Genomic DNA, 21,211 nt, shown 5'->3' with positions numbered 1-21,211 from the left:
TCCAGATTTCCATACGGACGGGGATAAACCCCGCCCCTGCAACACCCGGCTATAAGCAACTGCTTGTATGACAAAGATCTCGTAGGGGCGGGCTTTATGCCCGCCCTGGTACTTTCTTCGACCCTATCTCCAAATTGGTTTTAAGGCATCGACGCCTTGAAACCACTTCTATTGCCCGCCATACTGCGCCTTGACCGCGGCGCGATCGACGGCGCCGTCCTTGGTTTTGGGCAGTGCCGCCACGAAGACCACGTGCTTGGGCTTTTTGTACCGGGCGATGCTCGCGGCCACGTGGTCGATCAGGGCCTGGGCCGTCAATTCGGCGCCCGGTTTGAGAACGCACACCGCCTTGATGGCTTCCCGCCACTGGGCATCGGGCACGCCGATCACGCACACCTCGCCGACCGCGCCATGGCTGAGGATCGCGCGTTCCACCTCGGCCGGGTAGACATTTTCGCCGCCCGGCTTGATCAGCTCCTTCTGGGCTTTGCGGCCCACATACCAGAGATACCCGTCCTCGTCGAAACGCCCCAGGTCTCCGGTGTGGTGCCACCCGTTGCGGAAAGTCTGGGCCGTCTCTTCCGCCAGCCCCCAATAGCCGAGAAACACGGCCGGCGAGCGCACGCAGATCTCGCCGGCCTGTCCGACCGGCACCGGCCGGTCCTCATCGTCGACCAGCAGGACCCGGGAGAGCATCGAGGGCCGGCCGGCGCTGCCCGGCTTCTCGGCGGCATTGCTGCCCGTCACGCCCATGGCCTCGGTCTGGGCAAAACCGCTGTAAAAGGCCGCATTGGGGGCGATTTTCAAAAATGCGGCCACGCTTTGGGGATCCTCCAAACCGCCGATGCTTCGCAGGCTCGACAGGTCGGCGGGCTTGAGGGCGTGCGCGTCGAGCAGCATTTTAACTATGGGCGCAAACGATCCGAACGTGGTCACCCGCTCCTGGGCGATCAGTTCCAGGGACGCGGCCGCATCGAACCGGGCGGTGATCACGTTCTTGCCGCCCTGGTGCATGACGGCCATGGTTCGAGAGAGGGCCGCGATATGAAAAAGCGGGAGCAGGCACAAATGGCACTCTTCTTCCCCCTGGTCGCTGCGGGTCATTGCCATCAGATTCCCGGCGATGATGTTGGCCTGGCTTAGAAGCGCGCCGCGCGGAAATCCTCCCACCGCGGCGGTGTGGATGACCACGAAACCGGTGTCTCCATCGACGTCGAAATGCCTGTCCGCGCCTTCGTCGCTCAGTAGGGTGTCGAATGCCTTGAACCCATCGGCCTCTCCATCGCCGCTCATGTTGTAAAAGGCCTGGATCGAATCGACCTGACCCGCCGCAAGGGTCACGTTCGCGTGGTATTCGCTGCCGGCGAAGACCACCTTGGGGCTGCAATCTGCAAGCACATATCGAATTTCATCCTGCTGGAAACGCCAGTTGACCGGCACGATAATGGCGCCGATCTTGGCTGCGGCACCATAAAGCACCAGGAACCGATCCGAATTATGGGCCACCACCGCTATCCGGTCGCCGAGACCGACGCCGGCCCGGGTCAAACCGGCCGCGCAACGGTCGCAGGCGTGCTTGTATTGCGCATGGTTCATCCGTCGTTCGCCAAAAACCACGGCATCCGCGCCGGGATACAGCATCGCGTTGCGGCAGATCACATCGTAAATGGTAAAATCCCTGAGACCCATGGCCAACCTCCTTTTCACTGAACGGAAATACACGCAACGATTCAACGCCCATGCAACTTATTGGAATGGCGTCAATATTGACATAAGGCCCCACTTTTGACATAGTTTCGGGCCACAACGCAAGCTTCTCATGCACGCCCATTCATGGCAACAAATGATAATGGATATTCAGCGGAAACACCCATGAGCTTTTCCAATCCTGAACTCCAGTTGGCCGAAGCGTTTGTCCAGGAGACCAACTGCCACATCTTCCTCACCGGGAAAGCAGGCACCGGCAAAACCACTTTTCTGCATACCATCAAGAAAAAGTGCCACAAACGAATGGTGGTGACCGCGCCGACCGGTGTGGCGGCCATCAACGCCGGCGGGGTCACCCTGCACTCCTTTTTCCAGCTGCCGTTCGGTCCGTTTATACCCGGCAGCGAACCGCATACCGGGAGTCATAGAATCAGGCGGGAGAAAAGGAACATCATCCAGAACCTCGACCTGCTGGTCATCGATGAAATCAGCATGGTTCGGGCCGACCTGCTCGATGCGGTGGACAGCGTGCTCAGGCGTTACCGCCGTTCGGACCTGCCCTTCGGCGGTGTGCAGTTGCTGATGATCGGCGACCTGCAGCAGCTCTCGCCGGTGGCCAAGTCGGCGGAATGGCAGATACTCAAAGCGCACTATGAGTCGCCCTATTTTTTCAGCTGCGCGGCCCTCGGGCGCACCGAACTGGTCCCCATCGAGCTCAAGCACATCTACCGCCAAACGGACCCGACCTTTATCGAACTGCTCAACCGGGTGCGCGACAACCGGCTCGATCCCAGAACCATAGAACAGCTCAATGCCCGCTGCATCCCTCATTATTCGCCCCGCCACGGCGAAGGGTGTATCGTGTTGTGTACGCACAACCGCGGTGCCGACGCGATCAACGAGGAACGAATGAACGCCCTGCCGGGCCGAAGCCGCCGCTTCGGGGCAGAGGTCTCCGGGGAATTTCCCGAGCAGGCCTATCCCACCGCCGCGTTTCTGGAATTGAAAATCGGGGCCCAGGTGATGTTCGTGCGCAACGACATGAGCGGCGAAAAGAGCTATTTCAACGGTAAGATCGGCGAAATCGTCGGGATTTCGGGAGACGCCGTCGAAGTCCGGTGCCCCGGCAACGCGAGCACCGTCTGGGTGGAGAAGAGCACCTGGGAAAATATCGAATATACCGTGGACCCGAAAAGCGGTGACATCTCGCAAAAGGTCGTCGGCACCTTCAGTCAGTATCCCCTGAAACCCGCCTGGGCCATCACCATCCACAAGAGCCAGGGGTTGACCTTCGACCGGGCCGTCATCGACGCCCAGGCCGCCTTTGCCCACGGTCAGGTCTATGTGGCCCTGAGCCGCTGCCGGACATTTGAAGGTATGGTCTTGAGTTCGCCGCTGACATCCTCGGCTGTCAGAACCGACCCGGCCGTCCAATCCTTTATCCGCCAGGCAGCCGACAACCATCCCAGCCCCGAAACCCTGGCGGCTGCCAAGCGGCGCTACCAGCAGCAACTCCTGTTGGCATGCTTCGATTTCGATGACCTGGGTCGCCTGCTCGGCCGTCTGGCGACACTGTTGCGCGGCAACGCCAAGCTGATCCAGGTCTCCAGCAGTACCGACATCGGCGAGGTTCACCGTCAGACCGCCGTTCATATCGGCGGGGTGGGCAAAAAATTCCGCCGCCAGTTGCAGGGGATGTTCACCGGTGAAACACAGCCCAAAGAGGATCCCGTAATAAGGGAGCGGCTGACAAAGGCCGCCGCCTATTTTGAAGAGAAATTCAGAGAGATTCTCTGCCCTTTTCTCGACACTATCGCGGTGGAGAGCGACAACAAGGAGGTCCGCAAGAAAATCAACGACGCCTTGAAGCTGCTGCGCACCGAATCCGTCCAAAAGCTGGCCGGTGTGATGTCCTGCCGCGAAGGGTTTGCCCCGGACCGTTACCTGCGGTCGCTTTCGGCTGCCGCCGTGGAAGAAAATGCGCCCCGGACGAAAACCGAAACCATCACCTACAGCCAAGCGGATGTCGGTCATCCCGAACTCTTCGAAGCGCTCCGGCAATGGCGCAAGCAGCAGGCGGAAGAGGCGGGCGTTCCTCTCTACCAGGTGATGCACCAGAAGACCCTGGTGCAGATCGCGATCCACCTGCCCGACACCCCCGCCGGTCTGAAACAGATCAAGGGCATCGGCACACGCCTGGCATCGAAATATGGCCAGGACCTGACCGCCATCGTGGCCGACTACCGCCGCCGGCACGGCATCCAGGAAGTGGTGCTGCCCGACATATCCACCTCCGCACCGTCCCACGAGTCCCAAGTGACTCCGGATAAGAAGAAAAAGAAGAAAAAAAAGAAAAACGAAACCCAGAAGATCTCTTTCGAATTATTCGACCGAGGACTGACCATTCCCGAGATCGCGGCCCAGCGGGGACTGGCCGTCACCACGATCGAAGGCCATCTGGCCTGGTTCGTATCCAGGGGTGAACTGGACATCGGCCGCCTCGTGCCGAAAGAAAAACAGCAGGCCATCCAACACATGATTGCCGACATGCCCGACGCACCGCTCAACGCATTGAAGACCGGCCTGGGGGACGACTACTCCTATGGAGAAATCAAACTGGTGCTCGCGCACCGCCAGCATGTAGAACAAAAATTGACGACACCGTAAAAAGCCCAATATCTGCGTTGCGCTTATTCCGTGGTCCTTGCGGCGTACGACCCGTACGCCTCAGGACACGGAATTTCGCGCGCCTTGATCTTGAACTTTTTACGGCGCCGTCTGGCGAAGACGGTTTGCGAATCCATTAAGAATGGAAGGATTCGTAAACAGGCATCGTCACACCAGTACGAACTGAATGTGATTGACCCTGAAAGGCCTGCTTTCCAGGCATTGTTTGAAATAAAAACTCTCATTGCAACGGTTATGGCAGGCCCGGGTGGGGCAGGTGGCCGGGCCACGTGAGCCTGCGGTCTTAGAGCCAGTTGAATGCAAACGGCGGACAAGCGGCCCAGACTGTTTGAGCGCAGCGAGTTTCTGGGTCGCCCGTCGTGCAATTTACTGGCTCTTGACCGCTTGGCGTGTGGCATCGGCCGCCTGTTCCACCCGGGCCGGATCCAATGAATGGCATTCAGTTAGAATCACTGGCACCGTCAAATTTGAGTTGATTCTCTGAAAATGAATTGATACGAACCTTCCGTCCGGGGTGACCCATTTTCCATCTATCGAAACTTCCGGCGAAACTTCCGGCGAAATTTCCGGCAAAACTTCCGGTCAGATTGTTTCCTGCCAACTCCGGAACGCATGACGAAACGGCCCATTCTTCGACCGTTGAACAAAATGTCATAAACCGACTTCAATCCATGGGGATCTTCCCACAGGTTCCCTTTGCCGGCATGGCCCTATAAGGGCCGGCGCCATTTGCACCCGCGGCAGGGCCGGCAGGAAAGCGCACAGATGATCGACAACGCCATTCTTGACCGGCTGGAGCCGCCGCGTCGGCAGCACAAATCGTCCGAATCCCATCCCGTTCGCCTGTCCAAACCATCCGCCCGCGGTTTCAAACTGGTGGTCGAAATCGCCGGCACCGGCCTCGAAAGCTTTTGCGGCGAGCGCATCACCAGTGCCGCCGTCAGACACAACCCCCTGCACACCATCGATCCCCCACGCTGCCGAACCCTGATCAACGAGGGGCAGGACAAGCACCGCAGCGAGGTGGTCATCGCCGGCATTACCCGGACACGGCGCCATGTCTATCTCGATCCGGGCTGCTGTGACACCGCGGATGCCGCCTGCCCGATCCCCCTGCAACGGGCGGCCAGACCGGTGGACCTGCCGTCCCAAGCCGTTTCATGGCCGACGGTGCTGATCCCGCTGGTCCCCCTGGCCTGCGCCGATCCCTGGCAATCTGCGCACAGCGCCGAGCCGCTGCGCAACGGCTGGCTTTACGTCTACGTGAACGGCCACCTGTGGCGGGAGCTTTATGCCTCAGGCGACCAAACCTTCCGTGATGTCAACCTGGCCCTGCCGACCCAGGCCGGCAGCGACGCACGCGAGCCCACCGGCCGCGCCGTCTCAAGCATCATCGTGCCCCGCACGATCGACGGCGAGCCGCAACGCGTCGCCCTCGCCTTATCAGAAGTCCAGTGGTCGTGGCACACCGTTTGCGCCATGGGCGGTCCGGCCGAAGACGACCCGCGTTTCACCCCCCAAATGATCGCCCGGGCGCGGCAAATCCCCGTGGATGTCCGGCGTCGGGACCGCCGCTTCACCGTGCTGGACCTCTCGGGTTACCCCGGCCGCTTCGATACGCCCGACGGCCGCCTGCGCGACATCGCCGACGCGCCATGCCGCCCGATCAACGGCACCGACCCGTTGAGGCGCTACCGCGGCCATCGCATCGCCGCCGTCTACCTGCCCGATCCCCTGCTCGTGGCCCGGCGACTGGCCGGCCAGTACCAGCAGGCATGGCGCGCCATGGAGGCGCTGCTCAAATCCCTGGTCCTCGCTCCAAAGGTGTGCGTCCAGCAACGGCGCTATGATCCCGGCCGGTGGTTCGACAGTGCGCTGCCGGCCGCCCAGTTCTTCTTCTCCCCTTTTCCCGGATACCGGCAGTGGCGCCGTCTCCATCCCAAGGCCGATCGGCGACAATGGCGACACGCCAGACAGCAACGCGACCGCATGGCCGCCCGCCTGGACAAGGCCGCCATCGAAGAGGCTCTGGGCGCGGAAAAACGACGCGAACTTCGTGCCGTGATCGAGCGTACCAAAGCCGACCTGGTCGCCTATCTGTCCGCCCGGACCCGCGACCCGCTGGATCTGCTGGTGTTGATGATCGACGACTACTTTTTACTCCCCAACCCTTGCCGCCGGCAGGATCCCGGAGGAATATCGACTTTCGGCTACCTGGACGGATGGTCGGTGGTCGAACAGCTCATCGCCCGCCTGGCCGATCACAGCCACACCCTGGACATCGGCCTGGAGACCCGGACGCCCGACACGGCCCGGCTCACCTGCAAGGATCCCGGAGCGGCCCTCCTTTTCGCCATCGCCGACCCGGTTCAGAACCACCCTCTCCACAGCCGTCTTTTCCCTGCGTCCGGCCCCGACGGCTGGACGCCCAACCTCACGCCCGCCGATCCTCACGCGGCCATTTTCAAGCCCCAGCAATTTCAAAACGCCGATACGGCGGGCATGCATCCGGTCAGCGCATTCGCCACCCACTTTGCCAAAGCCGCCCTGGCAACAAAAAGCACGGCCGTGCGCCAGAGTCTGGTGCGGCTGGCCAATGCCGCGTTCGGCCTGGGTATGATCGCCGAAACCTCTGAACTCCGGGACGCGGTACGACATGCGGCCCGGCAAGCACCCTCTCCCGATGAAGCAAGAAGGCTGATCGAGCGGTCCCTGCAGGGCACCCTGCAGCCGCATCAAATGGCGGATCTCATGCGCCCCTGGACCGTTTTGATCAACGTTGGCATGGATCGCGACGGATACCGACAAGCCGACGGCGATCGGACAACGGACGAGGAGCTGCTGCAAGGGTGCTGCATCGAACGGCGGCTCTCCAGCCGCAGCACCCTGGTCAAAAACCCCCTGCCAGGTGTCGAAAAAGGCGTAATCACCTTCCCCGAACCGGAGGCATCTGCCGGGCTCAGGGTGATGGACCCTATGGGAACCCCCGTCGGCACGCTCTCCATCGCCGACTTGCGACACGGCCGCATCGCGTACGGCCATTGGGACGAACATCGCCAGGCCGTTTACCGAACCGGGATCCGGATCGACCTGCTGGTCAGCCGCGACCCCGGCCTGCTGGACCGGTTCCGCCATCCCACGAATCAACATCATTGGGACCCGAATGCCGTCGCGACGATTCTCGCGATGTTCGAAGCGTGGAATGTTTGCCGTGCAATCCAGGCCACAAGAGATCAATTGAACGACGAGGATCAATTCAGGGTTTGGATGGATCAGGCTGGATCCCTGGTCGACCTTTCCGTGCTGGATGCCTTTCTGATCCATGCGCGAACGGCCGCGCGTGCGGCCGGAAGACCGGATGCCCGAGACGCGTCCGGCGGGCCTATCCTCCGGCACCCCTCTTCCGAGGACGGCGATGCTTTCCCATGCCTGTTGGGAGCAGACGCCGATGCCTGGAGCGCCTATCCCTCGGGCCGGGAAATGATCGCCTGTTCCCTGCGACATCCGGATGCCGCCCCTGGTCAGTCCGGCTGGCATTGGTCCTCCGATTCGGGCGTACTGTCCTTTGCAGCCTGGCGCCATGCGCTTTTCGCTCAAGGCAGCGCCTCGCCCCCTCTGACAGACATTTCCAGCGACGCCGTTTCATGGATCAGCCCGGCCAGGGTTCTGGCAGGCCTGGTCCCGCTCGTGGACCGATTCGATGACGATTCACCCCTGGCCGAGTGGCTCGCCCATGGTCCCTTCGCCAAAGACGCTGCCAAAAACGCTACCAAAAACGCTAAAGATCTGCCGGAAGGCATCGAAACATCCACGTCCCGGTTTGCCGGGCACCGGCCCGGGAACGTGCACTGGGGGCCTCCGGTCGGCGGCAACCGGAACATGTTGAAGTACCCGGGATCCTGCAAGGTAATGGAATTCTGGAAAGAGCCCGACGGATCGTTTCTCTGGATCGATGCACAGGGCACCATCGTGGATTGGCACATCAAGGACGGCGGCCGGCTCGAGCTGCGCGACGGACGACTCTATCTGCGCCTGCCCGGAGAGAAGGTGCGGCTGGGCGGCATGTTCCAGCAGATCCAAAACAGGCATCGGCTCCTCGTGGATCGCAAGGAGACCGGCGATCGTTTTCGCGCATGGTGCGAACGACCCGAAACCGCCTGCGCGTCACTCGCCGGTGCACTGTTCGCTCCGCAAATCGACGTGCGGTTGACCAAAACGAAAACCCTCCAGCACCCGTGCACCTACCGGGAGAGAACCTTTCATGCCGCCAATCCGCTCGAAGGATTCATCCATACCGCCCACATTCGGGTCGCCCTGCCCCACTTCGTGCCCGACCGGAGCCGGCTCTACATCGAAATGTGGCACCAGGGCGGCCAAGGCCCCGACACCCTGCCTCGGCTCACCTATGCCGACAACATCGTGCTGGAAATCGATCCACGGCGGCCCCTCAGGCAATTCACCCTCCATTGGCCCTTGGCATGGGAGACGGCGCAACGGGAAATCTGGATCACCATCAGATGCCGGCTGGACCTGGAGGGGGATGGTGCCACCGGCCTGCCGCTGAACCCGAACGGCATGCCCGGCGGGCCGGAGGATTGGACCATGGTAAGCCTCCTGGTCAACCGTGAAACGATGACAGAGCAGCGGTTCTAACTGAATGTGATTCACCCTTAAAGGCAGGATGTTTGATAAACAATATTCGCATGGCAGCGGAGATGGCAGGCCCGGATGGGGCAGGTGGCCAGGGCCACGTGAGCCTGCGGTCATAGAGCCAGTTAAATGCAAACGGCGGACAAGTGGCCCAGACTGTTTGAGCGCAGCGAGTTTCTGGGCCGCCCACCGTGCATGTTACTGGCTCTTGACCGCTTGGCGTGTGGCATCGGCCACCTGCCCCACCCGGGCCGGGTTTAATGAATGGCATTCAGTTAGAATCGCTGATGACAGAGCGTAAACATTGACAGGTCCCGACCGCTGACCTATTCTTTTTTTAAACGCTGGCTTTCCAGGTCGACCGTTTTGTCAATATTTTAGAAAACCCCATCGCTCTTAAAGCCACATATAGCGAGGTACGAACTTGTTTTGGACCTCCATCCAGAAGCATCCGGAATCCATGAAGAAGGTTCCGAACCTTCTGGATTATGACGCTACGTATGCTGATTTTTCCTGGCCTGCGATCCGCGCGGAACTCCAGGGGCTCCCGGAGAACGGGGGGCTCAACATCGCCCATGAAGCCGTGGACCGGCATGCCGAGGGCCCGCTTCGCGACCGCGTGGCCCTTCAATGGCTCGGCAGCGAGAGGGCGAAACTCGCCATCACCTACGCCGAGCTCAAATCCCGAACAAACCGCTTCGCCAACATTCTCCAGGCACTGGGCACCGGCAAAGGCGATACAGTGTGCGCCCTGGCCGGCCGCATCCCGGAGCTCTACGTCGCGGCACTGGGCACTCTCAAGAACACGAGCGTCTTCTGCCCCCTCTTCTCTGCTTTCGGCCCCGAACCGATCTTCCAGCGCATGAGCCGCGGTGACGCGAAAATCCTGCTGACCACCGAGCGGTACTACCGCCAGAAGGTGCATCAACTGCGCGAAAAGCTGCCCAGGCTCGGGCATGTTCTCCTTGTCGATGCCGTCGACCATCTGGCCGGCGACCTCCTCTCCCTGCCCAAACTCATGGCGGAAGCCTCCGACGCCTTCGTCATCCCCCCGACCGACCCCGAAGACATCGCGCTCCTGCACTTCACCAGCGGCACCACCGGCATGCCCAAGGGCGCCCTCCACGTCCACAATGCCGTGCTCACCCACTACATGACCGGCAAATATGTGATGGATTTCCACCCGGACGATGTCTTCTGGTGCACGGCCGATCCGGGTTGGGTCACGGGCACCTCTTACGGCATCATCGCACCGCTCCTGCACGGCATCACCAACGTGGTCGACGAGGCCGATTTCGATGCCGTGCGCTGGTGCCGCATCCTGGCCGAACAGCGTGTCACCGTCTGGTACACCGCGCCCACCGCCATCCGCAGATTCATGCGCATGGGCATCGAGCCTGCGCGGGAAAACGACCTGAGCCGCCTGCGCGTCATTCACAGCGTCGGCGAACCACTCAATCCCGAGGCTGTGGTCTGGGGCGAAAAGGCCATGGGACTGCCGATCCACGACAACTGGTGGCAGACGGAAACCGGCGGCATCATGATCGCCAACTTTCCGGCCATGGAGATCCGGCCCGGCTCCATGGGCCGCCCGTTGCCCGGCATCGAGGCCGCCATCGTCCAACGGGTGGACAACGACACGGTCGAGGTGATCGAGGCGCCGGGCGTCCAGGGAGACCTGGCCCTGAGGCCGGGATGGCCCTCCATGTTTCGAAATTATCTGCACGATGACGAACGCTACCGCAAATGCTTCGTCAGCGGATGGTATCTCACCGGTGACCTGGCCAGGCGCGACGAGGACGGTTACTTCTGGTTCGTGGGCCGCGCCGACGACATCATAAAGACGTCCGGCCACATGGTGGGCCCCTTCGAAGTCGAAAGCATGCTAATGGCGCATCCGGCCGTGGCCGAAGCGGGCGTCATCGGAAAACCCGACCCGCTCATCGGGGAGATGGTGAAGGCCTTTGTGGCCCTGAAGCCGGGCTTTGCGCCCAGCGACGAGTTGCGCCTGGAGCTCATCGGCTTCGCCCGTAAAAAACTGGGTTCGGCCGTGGCTCCCAAGGAGATCGATTTCAAGTCGAACCTTCCCAAAAACAAGGCCGGCAAGATCATGCGGCGGCTGCTCAAGGCCCGGGAGCTCGGATGGCCCGAAGGTGACCTCTCGACCCTGGAGGATTCGGAATGACGACCCAACGCAAGGGGAAAAAGAAGGCGGCGACGGTGGACCGCGATCATGCGCTGCATCTGCTGCACGCCATGATCCGCATCCGGCGCCTGGAGGAGAAATGCGCCGAACTTTATAGTGCCATGAAGATACGGGGATTCTTACACCTCTATGACGGCGAAGAGGCGGTGGCCGTAGGCGTCCTGCAGGCGCTGACACCGGACGATGCCGTCGTAGCCACTTATCGCGAGCATGCCCATGCGCTCACCCGGGGCGTTGGCGCGGGCAGTATCCTGGCGGAGATGTACGGCAAGCAGGAGGGGTGCAGCCGCGGCCGCGGCGGCTCCATGCATCTGTTCGACGGCAAGACCCGGTTTTACGGCGGCAACGCCATCGTGGGCGGTGGCCTGCCCATCGCCGTCGGCCTGGCGCTGGCGGACAAGATGCAGCAGAAAGGGCGCGTCACCTGCTGTTTTTTCGGCGAAGGCGCCGTTGCCGAAGGCGAATTCCACGAAAGCCTGAACCTGGCGGCGTTGTGGCAACTGCCGGTGTTGTTCGTCTGCGAAAACAACCTCTATGCCATGGGCACGGCGTTGAAACTCGAGCACGCCGTCCAGGATATCGCCCGCAAGGCGGCCTCCTACGATGTAGCCTCGGCGGCGGTGGACGGCATGGACGTGCTGGCGGTCGAGGCGGCCGCAAAAACGGCGGCCGAGGCGATCCGGTCGAGCGGCACGCCCTATTTCCTGGAGTGCCGTACCTATCGCTTCCGGGCCCACTCCATGTACGACCCGGAGCTCTACCGGGAAAAAGTGGAAGTCGCAGAGTGGAAAAAGCGCTGCCCGATTGCGAACTTCATCGCAAAAATGAAGGGCGTAGGGATATTGAGCGATGGCGATGTGGCAGCCATCGAAGCCGAGGTGGCGCAAGAAATCGGCGAAGCCGTTGCCTTCGCCGAGGCGTGCACCTGGGAACCCCTCGAAGACCTGACGCGCTTCGTCTATTCGGAACGGAGGGAGCGATGACCAGTGACGACAAGGCGCCGCGAAAGATCACCTATCGCGAAGCCGTGCGCGAAGCCATTCGTGAGGCTCTGCAGAAGGACGAGCGCGTTTTTCTCATGGGCGAAGACGTGGGACGATACGGCGGCTGCTTCGCAGTGAGCAAGGGCTTGCTGGCCGAATTCGGCCCGGAACGGATACGAGACACCCCGCTGTCCGAATCGGGTTTCGTTGGCGCGGGCATCGGTGCGGCCCTGGGCGGCATGCGGCCCATCGTTGAGGTGATGACGGTCAACTTCAGCCTGCTGGCCGCCGACCAGATCATCAACAACGCCTCCCTCTATCTGTACATGTCCGGCGGGCAGTTCAATGTTCCCATCGTCATCCGCATGGCCACCGGCGGCGGCCGGCAGCTGGCGGCTCAGCACTCGCGCTCGCTGGAGGGGTGGTATGCCCACATCCCCGGCATCAAGGTGTTGAGCCCGGCCACCATCGAGGACGCGCGCGGCATGCTCTGGACCGCCTTGGAGGATCCGGACCCGGTGCTGATCTTCGAAAACAGCGGGCTTTACAACATGGAGGGCACCCTGGCCCCCGATGCCGGCCCGGTGGATATCGACCGGGCGTACGTGCGCAGGGAGGGAAAAGACCTGACGATCCTCACGCACTCGGCCAGTCTCTTCAAATCCCTGGACGCGGCGGAAATCCTCGCCAGGCAGGGCATCGACGTCGAGGTCATCGATCTGCGCACCCTGCGCCCCCTGGATGAGCGGACGTTCCTCACTTCGATCGCCAGGACGCACCGTGCGCTCATCGTGGACGAAGGCTGGCGCAGCGGCGGCATCTCGGCCGAAATCGCCGCACGGATCATGGAAGGCGTTTTTTACGAGCTGGACGCCCCGGTTCAGCGCCTGTGCAGCGTCGAAGCGCCCATGCCCTATGCCAAACACATGGAGGATGCCGTGCTGCCGCAAACCGATAAGATAGTGGACCTGGTCCGGAAGATGGTGGGTGCCGATGGCTGAATTTCGCATGCCCAGCCTGGGCTCGGATATGCAATCGGGTACGCTCCTCGAGTGGCGCGTCAAACCCGGGGACCACGTTAAGAAAAGAGACATCATCGCCGTGGTGGACACGGACAAGGCCGCCATCGAGATCGAAGTGTACGAAGACGGCATCGTCGAAGCGCTTCTCGTCGAACCGGGTCAGAAGGTGGCCATCGGCACGGTCATGGCCGTCATCCGATCCGATACCGGCGCCGTCCCCCCGTCGCGGCCGCTGGCGAAAACGCCCCGACACGAGGTGGTGGACAAAACTGCGCGGATTGCGCCGGCAGCCACCGATGAACGAGAAATCACCCCGCCAATCATTCCCGCGCCCGGGATCGAGCGGGCCAAGGCTTCCCCCTATGCCCGCAAACTGGCCGCCGAACGCGGTATCGATCTGGCCGGCCTCGAGGGCACGGGACCGGACGGCGTCATAAGCGCGGCCGATGTGAAGAAAGCATCGGCCAAGGCGCCATCGCCGCCCCCATCCACACGACCCGATCAGAAGGGCGCGGCGCCGCCTTCCGAAAAGCCGGTCGCCAAGGACTACACGGCGGCCATGCGGCGGGCCATCGCCAACGCCATGGCGCGCTCCAAGCGGGAAATCCCCCACTACTATCTCCAGACGCGTATCGATATGCAGCGCACCCTGGATTGGCTGGCCGCCGAGAATCTCAAACGCCCCATCAAGGAGCGGATCCTGCCCGTTGTGCCGCTGATTCGCGCGGTGGTGCTCGCCCTGGGCGATGTACCCGAACTCAACGGCCACTGGATCGACGACCACCAACGGATATCGGAGGCGGTCCACGTGGGCTTCGTGATCGCCCTGCGCCAGGGCGGCATCATCGCACCGGCCATTCTCGATGCGGACGGCAAGTCCCTGGACGAACTGATCGCCGGATTGCGGGATCTCATCGAGCGGGCCCGATCCGGCGGCCTGCGCAGTTCCGAAATGACCGATGCCACCATCACCATCACCAACCTGGGCGACCTCGGCGTGGAGACGGTTTTCGGGGTCATCTACCCGCCCCAGGTAGCCCTTGTGGGATTCGGCAAGACCATGGCGCAGCCCTGGGCGGAAAACGGCATGCTCGGGGTACGCCCGGTCCTGACCGCTACCCTTTCGGCCGACCACCGCGCCACAGACGGCCATCGCGGCGCCCAGTTTCTCGATGCCTTGAACCATTATCTTCAGGAGCCTGCGAAGTTATGAACCCGGAAGAGGTTAAAACGGTCATATTCGGCATTCTCCAGCGTATCGCTCCGGAGTCGGACCCAACGACCCTTGGGCCGGACGAAAATATCCGCAAGGCGCTCGATATCGACTCGTTCGATGCATTGAATTTCTTCATCCGCATCGATGAAGCGCTCGGTGTCACCGTGCCCGAATCCGATTACGGCAAGCTCAACACCCTGTCGGAAATGCTCGGCTACTTCTCTTCCCGTACCAGTTGAGCCACGCTTCTGCTTGTCCGCGACCTCCGGGTGACAGATCGGAAACGGTCTGTGTCATCGATCGGCCCCAATCCCAATGGAGATGCACACCATGAAACACGACTACCCAGAACGCCATAAGCACCTGCAACAGATGACGGCCAGACTGGCCCGGGATCTGCGCGGTCCCATGTCGGCATTCGCCCAACTCAACGGCGCGACCACCGCGCCGGGTGCCCTGGACGCCAAGACCAAGCAGCTCATGGCACTGGCGATCGGCATTACGACGCACTGCGAAGGTTGCATCGTCTATCATTTGCGCGACGCCATGCGGGCCGGCGCCACCCGCGAGGAGATTTTGGAGACCCTGGGCGTCGCCATCATGATGGGCGGCGGGCCGGCCGTCGTCTATGCGTGCGAGGCCCTGGAAGCAATGGAACAGGTCGCATCATCCGGGAAGGAACCCGCTTCTCCGGACGTTCCAAAACGATGAGTCTGAATCAGCAAGATTGAGAAGAGTACGTTGGGGCCTCGCTTTCACTTTCCGCCGGCGCCCTCGTCTATGTCGGCGCGACCCATCTGCTGCCCCGCGACGAGCCGGAGCAAAAGAACTTCCGCCTGGTAGCCCTGGCCGGCGGCGTACTGGTCGCAGTGATCATCGTGATGCCCAAAACCTGAGGCGAATGGATAAACACCATGACTTCGATGTCATTAACTTAAGCAGGCGTTGCGGGCGGGTATAAAGCCCGCCCCTACGAGATCTTATGATAATAGAAGCAGTTGCCATGATCGGGCGTTGTAGGGGCGGGGTTTAGCCCCGCCCGGATGAAAACCAAACGCCTTAGGTTAACGGCATTGACTATAACTTCATCACCTCAATGCAGCCAAAAGATTCGATTAACCCGATAACCACAGGAGGCGGCGTATGGGAGAGGAACCCAAACAATGGACGTGCGCGCGTTGTGGATACACGTCCTCGAACCAGTTTGTAGGCGACATTTGCCCGAACTGCGGGTTGACCTATTGGAAGTGCAGCAAATGCGGTTTTTTACTCACCGCCCCGAAACCACCCGAGGTCTGCCCCGAATGCAAGAGCAAATGCGAATTCATCAACGTGACCTGTTATCTTCCCGAGTGCGGCGGCCCCGGTCAGGTGGATCCCCGGCTTTGATCCCCATGGCCCAACCCTCGGAGTTGTAAATCAGGGAAAGGAGAATAAAAATGGATTTTTCGGCCATCATCCAAAGCAGCCAGAGCGAAGGCAAGGAGAAGCATGTTCCGACCGTCACCGTGGACAAGGGGTACAAGGAAGGCCATGACATCGTCCGCGTCGTGGTCGGCCACGAAACGCCCCACCCGAACACCCAGGAACACCACATTTCATGGATCGAGCTGTATGGCGTCAAAAAGGACAACAACCAGGTGATCAACCTGGGCCGGGCGGCCTGGGCGCCGGTCTACTCCAATCCCAACGTCCGCTTTCAGATCAACCAGATCAAGGATTTCAAGGCGTTTTACGCCCTGGCGTATTGCAATATCCATGGGCTGTGGGGCAACATGTTGACGGCATGAAAGTTGACGGCGCCGTAAGAAGCCCAATATCTGCGTTGCGCTCATCCCGTGGTCCTTGCGGCGTACGACCAGTAAGCCTCAGGACACGGAATTTCGCGCGCCTTGATCTTGAGCTTCTTACGGCGCCGTCTGGTACCGACTTTCTGGCAATCCATCCCGGTTGGACCGGCTAAAAAAATTGCCGGATGGACCCGCCGTTGGCATCGAACCTAAAGCTTTTGTCGTTGAACAGCGCCAGGCAAGCCTCCACGGCCTCGGCATCGTAGCGGATCCCTTTTTGCGCCAATAGTTTCTCCATGGCGGTCTCTATTCCCCGGGCAGGACGGTAAGGGCGAAACGAGCTGTTGGCTTCCATCACGTCGGCCACGGCAAGGATTTTGGCCTCTTTCAAAATCTCGTCCTCTTTCAACCCCTGTGGATATCCCGATCCGTCCAGCCGCTCGTGATGCTGAAGCACCATCTGGGCCACCGGCCAGGGGAAGGGTATGTCCTTGATGATCTCGAAGCTGACCTGGGGATGAATCTTGAGCATTTCGTATTCGGCATCGAGCAGCTGGCCCGCCCGGCTGAGAATCGCCACCGGTATCCGGATTTTGCCCACATCGTGAAGGATGCCGGCGATCCGGATACCGTCGATGGCCGATGTCGGCAGCCCCATCTTTTCGGCGATGGCGCAGGCCAGCTCGGCCACGCGCTGCTGGTGGCCGGCAGTGTAAGGGTCCCGGATCTCGACCATGAGGGCCATGCTGCGGATGCTGGCGTTGAGAATCTGGCGGATTTCAGCGGTCTTCTGGGCGACCTGGTCTTCCAGAATCACGTTCTGGTTCTTCAGCTGCTGCCGCATATCCTCCAGGGAGAGGTGGGTTCGAATGCGTGCCTTGACCTCCGCGGCATGAAACGGTTTGGTGATATAGTCCACCGCCCCGAGTTCGAACCCCTTGGTCTTGTTGACGGTTTCCGTCATGGCCGTGATGAAGATGATCGGTATGGGGGCGGTGTCGGGATCGGCCTTCATCCGCTCGCACACCTCGAAGCCATCCATATCCGGCATCATGATATCCAACAGCACGAGGTCCGGTTTCTGCTTTCCCACGTATTCCAGTGCCTTTGGACCGCTTTTGGCGATTCCCAGGCGATAATCGGTTTGTAAGGTATTGACCAGCAGGTCGATGTTGGTGGCATTGTCATCCACAATCAACACGAGGGGTCGCGAATCGTTCATGGTACTTTCTGTCCCTTTTTCGATAGCTTTCGAATGGTTTCCAGCGCCTCGTCATAGTCGTAGCGTGCGAGCTGAGTTTCCAGGGTCTTTAAACTGCACCGGTCCATCTGTTGACAACTGCCCGCCTGTTGTTCGATGGCAGGCATGAGTTTCATAATATGTTCCGGATCGGCCCGATCCACGGCACCGGCAAGCTCCTGTAACAGCTCTTCCAGAGACAGGCACGCTTCGGGAGACGCCGAAACCGCCTCCGGAGCGGGCTTGGCCGATTCCAGGGTTTGAATCGATGTGAGCACCTGATCCAGAGCGGCCACCACGGCATCGATCAGCTTTCCGAGATGCTGCGGCGCCGGGGATTCGCCTGAAGAGGCCTCTTCAAGCGAAGCGGCCGCGGCGCTCAAAGCCGCGGCACCGATATTCGCGCCGCTCCCCTTGAGTGCATGAGCCACCTGACGGATTTGCTCGACATCGCTGGCGGCAAAGGCTTCCCGCAATTTTTCTCCCATCGGTCGATGATGGGCTTCAAACCCTTTTAAAATGCGCATAAATGTGGGCCCGTCAATCTCGAGGGCCTTCAGGGTGCGACCGATGTCGATGCCGGGCAACGCGGCGGGAAGCATGAACGGCTGTTCGGTGGGAACCTCGGGTTCCGATAATTCCCGATCCGGCTTGACCCCGTCGCGATCGCCGCCCACCCCCGCTTCGATGTCCGTCGCAGCCGAGGCAATAGATTTCAAATCGCCACCGTGGGCCCGGATCACTCTCCAGAGGGTGTGGAAGAGCCGATCCTGGTTGACAGGTTTGGAAATGTACCCGTCCATCCCCGCCTCCAGGCACTTCTCTTCGTCTCCTTTCATGGCATGCGCCGTCATGGCGACGATGGGGAGATGGGCCAACTCCGGAATCTGCCGGATTGTCCGAGTGGCTTCGTAGCCGTTCATGCGGGGCATCTGAATATCCATGAGCACAGCGTCGAAGGGTCCAGCCTGGACGGCTTGCACGGCCTCTTCTCCGTTGTTCACGATGGTGACGGCCATACCGGCGCCTTCCAATATGGCCAAGGCCACCTGCTGGTTGGTGGGATTGTCTTCGGCGACCAGAATCCTGGCCCCCCTCAACGGCTTGCGATAAATCGATGCCTTGGTCGTAAACTCCTTCTCTCGGCCCGGGGCTTTGAAACCTTCTTTGCCGAAGCCGTCCATGATCGCATCGAAAAGCGTGGAAGGATAGATCGGCTTGGTCAGGTAGCCGTTGATACCCGCGGCCTGCGCCCTAATGCGCTGCTCCTCCTTGCCGAAGGCGGTCATCATGATGATGGGCAGGGTGAGGCCCAACTCCTCCCGGATTCTCCTGGATGTCTCGATGCCGTCCATCTCCGGCATCTTCCAGTCCATCATGATCAGTTCCACTGGATCATCGCGCATCTTGTCGGGCTGCAGCCGCCGCATGGCGTCCACCCCGGATGGCAGGGTTTCCACTTTGAAGCCCAAAGAGGTCAACATCTTGCGCATGATGGTGCGACTGTCGGCCAGATCGTCGACAACAAGCACCTTCAGCCCCCGGATATCCTGCGGGACGACCAGCCTGGGCAACGATTCGTCCGCTGGACGGCGCATGCGCACCGTAAAGTAAAACTTGCTGCCCTTGCCCAATTCGCTTTGAACGCCGATCTCTCCGCCCATCATCGTCACCAGCTGCTTGCAGATGCTCAACCCCAGGCCGGTGCCTTCGTACTTGCGCGTGGAGGAGGTATCGGCCTGGCTGAAAGGCTCGAACAGCTGGCCGATGTATTCCGGCGCGATGCCTGTACCGGTGTCGGTCACGGAAAAGTCCAGGACGATTTCATCTCCGGCGGCGGCCTCCTGGGTTTCGGGCAGTTCCATCACATCCATCCGGATCACCCCACCCGTATCGGTGAATTTGATGGCGTTGCTGACCAGATTGGTGAGAATCTGCTGCAGGCGCAGCGGGTCCCCCTGGAGGAGCTTGGGAGCGTTCACCTCCATATCCACGAGCAGCTCGATACCCTTTTCGGCCGCCTTGTTGACGAACAACTCCATCACCTGGTCGATAACCTGGCCCAGCCTGAAAACCCGCTCCTTGAGTTCGAACTTGCCGGCCTCGATCTTGGAGAAGTCGAGAATGTCGTTGATGATGCCCAGCAGGGAGTAGGCCGAGCCGTGAATGATTTTCAGATAGTGTTCGATTTTGGGAGGCACCGGTTCGCCCAGGGCCAGATCCGCGGCCGCGATGACGCCGTTCATGGGGGTTCGGATCTCGTGGCTCATGTTGGCCAGAAACTCGCTCTTGGCCCGCGTGGCACTTTCCGCCATCTCCTTGGCCAGATGCAGTTCCCGCTCCTTTTCCCTGCGCAACTCCATTTCTCCATGCAGGCGAATGTTGGCGGCTTTCATGCGCTTGTTGAGATTCATCGCCGCCATTGCGAAACCGCCCATGATGCAAAAAAGGGCCGTGGCCAAAATGATCCAGTGACCGTAGGTGTGCAGGATATCCGAGAAGGTGATCCGTCCCAGATCTTCATACGGGCCGATTTTCAAAAACTTCATGCATTCATGCACCGGCTGATAATCCGAAGGAATCGTCCATCCGGCGTAGCCCGACACCTGGGCCGCAATGGCATCCGGCGGCATTTTCAGCAGGGCCACGGAAACCTTCTCGGCCAGGGAATCGGGGGTGTGTTTGACCCTGGCCATGGGCCACCCGGGATATTGGCGCGTGGTGCACAGATAGGGCAGCACCTCGTCCGTCTCGTGGCGCATCGGAAACACATAAAAATCGGATAGATCGATGTTACCCTCGGCGCTGAGCGCCTCGAGCGTGCCGGTTCTCACGGTGCCGGCATCGACCCGCCGATCCCTGACCGCATAGACGACCTGGTCGTGGGTTTCACCAAAGCTCAGCGATTTGAAATCGGTGTACGGATCGATGCCGCTCTCCTTGAATTCCCGCCAGGCCATGATCCATCCGCCCAGGGACACCTCGGAAACCGCCATGAAAGACTTTCCCGTCAATTCGCTGAACGTGCGGATGTCCGTTCGATCGCTTCGGCAAAAAACCACCCCGCCGTACTGGGTGCTGACCCCGCCCGGATGCCGCTCTTTCAAGGTGGCGATGCGGCTGACCCGGTAGTGGTATTCCAACTCCACATAAGACGCCGAGTTGGTGAGTATAAAATCGACCTTTCCCTCACGCACATAAGGATGGATCTGTTCGTGGGTCAACGGCACGATCCTGAAGCGGCGACCGGCGACCTGCCGGTTAAGGTAGTCGGCCGTCGGCGTCCAGGCATCCAGGCATTGATCCGTGCCTCTAATGGCCAACACGCCGATCCTCAACGGCGCATCAGCGGCCCAGGCGGCGGCTGCAGCCGGGAGCGCCAGGCAAAGAACAATCCCCAGAATCAGCAATCGCAGGTGAATTTTTAAATGTCCACCTTTGAAAGCCTCGAAAAAAGTTCGAAATTCGCTTTTTCCGTCATTCCGGTGGAAGTCGGAATCCAGTATTTTCAGTAAGTTCTGGATGCCGGCGTTCGCCGGCAGGACGCTTCTGCTGTTTTTTCCGGGTTCATCGATTTCGAATGGTTTCATGGAATGGCCGTAGAACGCCTCCTCTTTCCTGTTTCCCATTCCTCGGACACCCCCCAAGGGGCTCGACGTCGGCCATATCGGGTCGATCGGCGAAGGGTTTTCGGCAGGGCGATACGATC

The 21,211-nt window shown here is 60.8% G+C and carries 13 protein-coding genes; 10 read left to right on the top strand and 3 right to left on the bottom strand.

Features of this window, described 5'->3' with window-relative positions; translation table 11 throughout:
• Positions 1-168 precede the first annotated feature (168 nt).
• The gene (locus tag DFT_RS07820; RefSeq protein WP_054030661.1) at positions 169-1,689 is read right to left on the bottom strand and encodes an AMP-binding protein; all 1,521 of its coding nucleotides are present in this window, start codon (positions 1,687-1,689) and stop codon (positions 169-171) included.
• Positions 1,690-1,872: 183 nt separating this feature from the next.
• Here DFT_RS07820 and DFT_RS07815 point away from each other — a divergent pair, with 183 nt between their 5' ends.
• The 10 genes from DFT_RS07815 (at position 1,873) to DFT_RS07770 (ending at position 16,262) form a co-directional block, all read left to right on the top strand.
• Positions 1,873-4,374: a helix-turn-helix domain-containing protein gene (locus DFT_RS07815; protein ID WP_054030660.1), complete on the top strand. Its 2,502-nt coding sequence runs from the start codon at positions 1,873-1,875 to the stop codon at positions 4,372-4,374.
• Positions 4,375-5,160: 786 nt separating this feature from the next.
• Positions 5,161-9,048, top strand: coding sequence for a hypothetical protein (locus tag DFT_RS07810; RefSeq protein ID WP_054030659.1), 3,888 nt, complete (start codon positions 5,161-5,163; stop codon positions 9,046-9,048).
• A gap of 421 nt (positions 9,049-9,469) precedes the next feature.
• Complete coding sequence (gene acsA, locus DFT_RS07805) at positions 9,470-11,230, top strand: acetate--CoA ligase (protein WP_054030658.1); 1,761 nt, start codon at positions 9,470-9,472, stop codon at positions 11,228-11,230.
• On the top strand, positions 11,227-12,234 hold the full coding sequence (gene pdhA / locus DFT_RS07800; protein WP_054030657.1) for a pyruvate dehydrogenase (acetyl-transferring) E1 component subunit alpha: 1,008 nt from the start codon (positions 11,227-11,229) through the stop codon (positions 12,232-12,234). Before acsA ends, pdhA begins: the two co-directional genes overlap by 4 nt.
• Positions 12,231-13,235, top strand: coding sequence for an alpha-ketoacid dehydrogenase subunit beta (locus tag DFT_RS07795; protein WP_054030656.1), 1,005 nt, complete (start codon positions 12,231-12,233; stop codon positions 13,233-13,235). The genes pdhA and DFT_RS07795 overlap by 4 nt, the downstream gene beginning before the upstream one ends.
• Positions 13,228-14,469 carry a dihydrolipoamide acetyltransferase family protein gene (locus tag DFT_RS07790; protein WP_054030655.1) on the top strand — a complete coding sequence of 414 codons (1,242 nt, stop codon included), beginning with the start codon at positions 13,228-13,230 and terminating at the stop codon, positions 14,467-14,469. Before DFT_RS07795 ends, DFT_RS07790 begins: the two co-directional genes overlap by 8 nt.
• The gene (locus DFT_RS07785) at positions 14,466-14,711 is read left to right on the top strand and encodes an acyl carrier protein (RefSeq protein WP_054030654.1); all 246 of its coding nucleotides are present in this window, start codon (positions 14,466-14,468) and stop codon (positions 14,709-14,711) included. The genes DFT_RS07790 and DFT_RS07785 overlap by 4 nt, the downstream gene beginning before the upstream one ends.
• A gap of 91 nt (positions 14,712-14,802) precedes the next feature.
• A complete protein-coding gene (locus tag DFT_RS07780) occupies positions 14,803-15,183 on the top strand; it encodes a carboxymuconolactone decarboxylase family protein (protein WP_054030653.1) in 381 nt (126 codons plus the stop codon).
• Positions 15,184-15,615: 432 nt separating this feature from the next.
• Positions 15,616-15,861 carry a rubredoxin-like domain-containing protein gene (locus DFT_RS26475; RefSeq protein WP_054030652.1) on the top strand — a complete coding sequence of 82 codons (246 nt, stop codon included), beginning with the start codon at positions 15,616-15,618 and terminating at the stop codon, positions 15,859-15,861.
• Positions 15,862-15,911: 50 nt separating this feature from the next.
• Positions 15,912-16,262 (top strand): desulfoferrodoxin family protein, encoded by a 351-nt coding sequence (locus tag DFT_RS07770; protein WP_054030651.1) that lies wholly within the window; start codon positions 15,912-15,914, stop codon positions 16,260-16,262.
• 169 nt (positions 16,263-16,431) lie between these two features.
• On the opposite strand, the gene DFT_RS07765 is transcribed toward DFT_RS07770, so the two are convergent.
• The gene (locus tag DFT_RS07765; protein WP_054030650.1) at positions 16,432-17,484 is read right to left on the bottom strand and encodes a response regulator; all 1,053 of its coding nucleotides are present in this window, start codon (positions 17,482-17,484) and stop codon (positions 16,432-16,434) included.
• Positions 17,481-21,131 carry a response regulator gene (locus DFT_RS07760; protein ID WP_083453388.1) on the bottom strand — a complete coding sequence of 1,217 codons (3,651 nt, stop codon included), beginning with the start codon at positions 21,129-21,131 and terminating at the stop codon, positions 17,481-17,483. Before DFT_RS07760 ends, DFT_RS07765 begins: the two co-directional genes overlap by 4 nt.
• Between the last annotated feature and the right edge of the window lie 80 nt (positions 21,132-21,211).

This window comes from Desulfatitalea tepidiphila (genome assembly GCF_001293685.1).
Lineage (GTDB): Bacteria > Desulfobacterota > Desulfobacteria > Desulfobacterales > Desulfosarcinaceae > Desulfatitalea > Desulfatitalea tepidiphila.
This window is presented reverse-complemented; position numbering and strand designations above follow the sequence as displayed.